Source organism: Burkholderia sp. E168m23 (assembly GCF_016586125.1).
GTDB lineage: Bacteria > Pseudomonadota > Gammaproteobacteria > Burkholderiales > Burkholderiaceae > Burkholderia > Burkholderia orbicola.
This window is the reverse complement of sequence record NZ_BCPP01000638.1, coordinates 1-4,302: the sequence shown is the minus strand read 5'-3', so window position 1 is coordinate 4,302 and position 4,302 is coordinate 1. Positions and strand designations below refer to the sequence as shown.

2 protein-coding genes are annotated in these 4,302 nt (G+C 68.8%); both read left to right on the top strand.

Annotation, left to right across the window (positions count from 1 at the left end; all coding sequences use genetic code 11):
• Window positions 1-525 precede the first annotated feature (525 nt).
• The gene (locus JMF90_RS26445) at window positions 526-1,527 is read left to right on the top strand and encodes an FHA domain-containing protein (protein ID WP_011548731.1); all 1,002 of its coding nucleotides are present in this window, start codon (window positions 526-528) and stop codon (window positions 1,525-1,527) included.
• On the top strand, window positions 1,524-4,302 hold a 2,779-nt coding region (locus tag JMF90_RS26440), incomplete at its 3' end, for a TOMM system kinase/cyclase fusion protein (RefSeq protein ID WP_201325620.1). The genes JMF90_RS26445 and JMF90_RS26440, both read left to right, overlap by 4 nt.

Here is a 4,302-nt window from a genome sequence, read left to right as displayed (position 1 = left end):
ATTCATGAATAAGTTAAACGGCGGCGATTATAAAAACACCAGAGAAAATTATTTATAAAATCGAAACGGTTTTATTTTCGACCGGCCAAACAAAACTTCCGCGCGGGCAAAGATCAATTATCCCGCTCCGTCGTTCAATTTCGTCGTGCCGGCCTTGCGCATGACTGGAGGCATCTCGGGCGGCGATGAAGAATTTCGACCCTTTATTTGCACCCCGAAAATTCATCGAAAAGGTAAAGCATTGCAATATAAAATCGTTATCCAGGTATGCCGGTTGCGGAGCACGATTTTATTTGGCAGGATTTTCATCGAGGCGCTCGGTTTTAAAACAACAAAGTAATCGACCATTCAATTTACTGAAATGACGCGCGGCGCTTGGGTAACGCCCGGCAAGGCAACTGACCAGAAAAACAGGTAACGAGGCGGCGAACGGGCGGCACTGTTCGCGATCATCGAATCAATCGCTTGCCCGGCAGCGTCGATGCGTCACTCGAACGATCCGGGCGAATCCGACACGGGGCGGCCATGGCGATACTCAAGAACGACGCTTCCGGAGACGCATGCCTGCTCCGCGCGTATCACGTGTTCGGCCGCGACGACGCGCGCTGCGACACGGTCATCCGGGATGGCTCGGTGTCCCGCGTCCATGCCCATATCCGCTGGGTCGGCGGGCTCTGGGAACTCCACGATCACAGCAGCAACGGCACGTCGGTATCGGGCGTATCGCTGCGCGATGGCGAGCATGCGGTGCTGCAGCAAGGCGACGTGATCCGCTTCGGCAGGGCCGGCACCGCGCCGTGGCGGGTCGAGTCGCTCGACGATCCGGCCGATACGCTGTGGCCGATTCGCGGTGCCGCCGCGCCGATCGTGCTCGCGCCGCGCCAGATCCTGCCGGTGCCTGCCGCGCAGCCGGTCACGATCGTTCGTTCGCCGGCCGGCGAATGGCTGTGCGACGACACGTTGCCGCCGCGCGCGCTCCATGACGGCGACGAAGTGTCGACCGGCGACTTCGCGTGGCGTCTCGCGCTCGCGCGCCACGGCTCGACGGTGATGCTCGCCGCCCCCGCCGATCCGGCCGCGCCGGCGCCATTGCTCGAATTCCTCGTCAGCCGCAACGAGGAGCACGTGCGCATGCTGCTGCATGTCCGCGGCGGCGTGGTCGACCTCGGCGAGCGCGCCCATCACTACAGCCTCGTCACGCTCGCCCGCGCCCGCTCGGCCGACATGCAGGCCGGCTACGACGCCGCCACGCAAGGGTGGATCGAACTCGACCGGCTCGCGCGCATGCTCGGCATCGACGCGTCCCATGTCAACGTGCAGATTCATCGCGCGCGGAGCCAGTTCGCGGCGCTGCCGGGGCTCGGTGCGAGCCAGCTCGTCGAGCGCCGACGCGGCAGCGTCCGTTTCGGCGATGTGCCGTTCCGGGTGATGCGCGGCGAGCATCTCGAATGCGAGTCGGTGCCGGCCGCCGGGCCGCGTATCGGCGTGCCGCGCGCGGTGCCGGGCCCGATCGTCCATTGCCCGTGAACGCGGGAGAACCGGCCGTGCTGCCGACCGTATCCCGCGCCCTCGCCCGGCCGGATGCACCTGAACCGCCGAAGCACGCGGTGCCTTTTGCAACGCTCGCCGGCAAATGGCATTACCGGCTCGGCCCGCTGCTCGGCGAAGGGGGCAACGGCGTGGTGTTTCGGGCTACCTGCGACGAGACGGGGCACGCCGTCGCGATCAAGCTGATGCGCGACGATGCCGCGCTGACCGTGCCGGAGCGGATGCACCGGCGTGCGCGCTTCCGGCGCGAGACGAGCCTGTGCGAGGCGCTGCGGCATCCGAACATCGTCGCGCTGCTGGACCGCGGCGAAGCGCCCGACGGCCGGCTGTTCGCCGTATTCGAACTGGTCGAGGGCCGGACGGTGCGCGACCGGCTCGCGGCGGACGGGCCGCTGTCGGCCATCGACACGGGGCGGCTGATGACGCAGGTGCTCGACGCGCTCGCGGCCGCCCATCGGCGCGGCATCGTGCATCGCGATCTGAAGCCGCAGAACATCGTGATCGCGGTCGCCGACGACGGGCCGCACGCGAAGCTGCTCGATTTCGGCATCGGCGCATTGCTGCCCGGCACCGAAGACATCGCGCGCCAGACCGCGACGCTCGCGACCGAAGTACTCGGCTCGCCGCCCTACTGCGCGCCGGAGCAATTGCGCAACGAGCCGCCGACGCCCGCCAGCGACCTGTATGCGTGGGGCCTGATCGTGCTCGAATGCCTGACGGGCGAGGTCGTCATGCAGGGCGCCAGCGTGGCCGAGATCCTCTATCAGCAACTGAGCCCGGTAGATGTCGCGCTCCCGCCGTCGATTGCGTCGCTGCCGCTCGGCGCGGTGCTGCGGCACGCGCTGAACAAGAATCCGCGGCAGCGTGCCGCGTCGGCCGAGGCGCTCGCGACGCAGTTTCGTGCGCTCAACTTCGCGGCGCTGGTCGGCCAGTTCGACGCCGGTCGCGCCGGTCGGAAGGCGCGTTCGCGCCCGCTTGCGCCGCGCGGCGAGACGCTCGCCGAAGTGGGCGAGTACCGGCAGATCACCACGCTGTGCTGCTGCGTGACGATTGCCGGCGAGGGCCGCCAACGCCATGCCGGCACCGAGCACGGCATGGCGCTCGACGGCTACGAGGAACAGTGGCTGACGAAGTGCGCCGATATCGCGGTCGGTTACGGCGCGCATGCGGGCGGACGGCTCGGCGACACGCTGCTGTTCCATTTCGGCCTGCAAGGCGACATCGACCGGCCCGCCCGCCGGGCGGTGCGGGCGGCGCTCGACATGGTGCGCGTCGCCGGGCGCGCGCGGTTGCCGGTGCCGCCAGCCGCCGGCGGCCGTGCTGCCGAGGGTGAAGAAGGCTGGCGGGTCGAAGTGGCCGCCGCGATTCACGTCGGGCAGGTGCTCGCGCATGCGTCGCACATGTCGGGCGTCTCGACGCCCGCCGCGGCGTCGCGGCTGCTGCGGCTGGCCGGCCCCGGACAGATTCTGATCAGTGACGATGCGCGGCTCGTGCTCGAACGGCATGCCGATTCGCGGCCGACCGCGTTGCGGCTCGCACGGGCGGGCCTGGTGTCGCAGCCGGTTCATGAATTGCTTGGCGAGCGGCACGCCGATACGCCGTTCGATTCGCTCGACGCCGGCAGACGGACACCCATGGTCGGCCGCGCGCGTGAGTTCGACGCACTGCTGCGCGCGTGGCAGGACACGCTCGGGCGGCATCGTCGCGCGCTGCGCGGCGAGCCGGCGCCGCTCGGCGTGCCGCGGCTCGTCGTCGGCGAGGCGGGCTTCGGCAAGTCGCGGCTCGTGCACGAGCTGTGCGAGGCCGTGCGGACCCGGGGCCACGCGTTCGCGCAGTGCGGTTGCCTGCCAGAACGCGAGAATCATGCGCTGTTTCCGGTCCTGCGGTTCATCGCCGCGCACTGGCTCGTCGATGCCGATCGCGCGCCGGGCGTGGCGCTCGCGGCGATCGACGCGATGATCGCGCCGCTCGATTGCGACCATGCGGCGGCGCGTGTCGCGCTCGCGACCTGGCTCGGGCTGCCCTGCGACGCGAACGGGCTCCTGTGGTCGAGCGCGCGCGAGCAGCACGCGCTGTTCGACGTCCTCGAGCAACTGCTCGTATCGCTCGGCAACGGCGCGCCGGTGCTGCTCGTGATCGAGGACGTTCAGTGGCTCGATCGTTCGACCGAGGAGTTTCTCGCGTATCTGCGGCGCTCGCCGCGCGCGGCGGCACTGTGCATCGTGCTCACGTCGCGCCCCGACAGGCTCGCGCGCTGGCGCGGCGCGGCCGACCGCGTGGTGCTGCGCCGCCTGCCGCGCGACGACGCGCAACGCCTGATGTCGGCGCATCTCGGCCCGGGCGCGTTCGATCCGGCGTGGCTCGATCGGCTCGCCGATCGCACCGCGGGCATCCCGCTGTTCATCGAGGCCGTCGCGCGCGAACTGACGGTGAGCGGCGCGGACGGTCCGCTTGCCGGGCCCGCGGCAACGGACCCTTATCCGCTGCCGCTCAGTCTCGGCGGCATGCTCGGTCTGGCCTTCGACCGGATCGACGACGCGCGCGACACCGCGCAGCTCGCCGCGACCATCGGGCTCGAAGTGGATGCGCAACTGCTCGCCGATGCATCGCCGCATGATCGCTCCACGCTCGATGCCCATCTGCGGCTGCTGCTCGAAGAGCGGATCGTGTACGCGCAACATCGGCGCGATCGCGTGTTCTATGCGTTCCGCCATGCGCTGATCGTAATAACTTCGTATAGCATACATTATACGA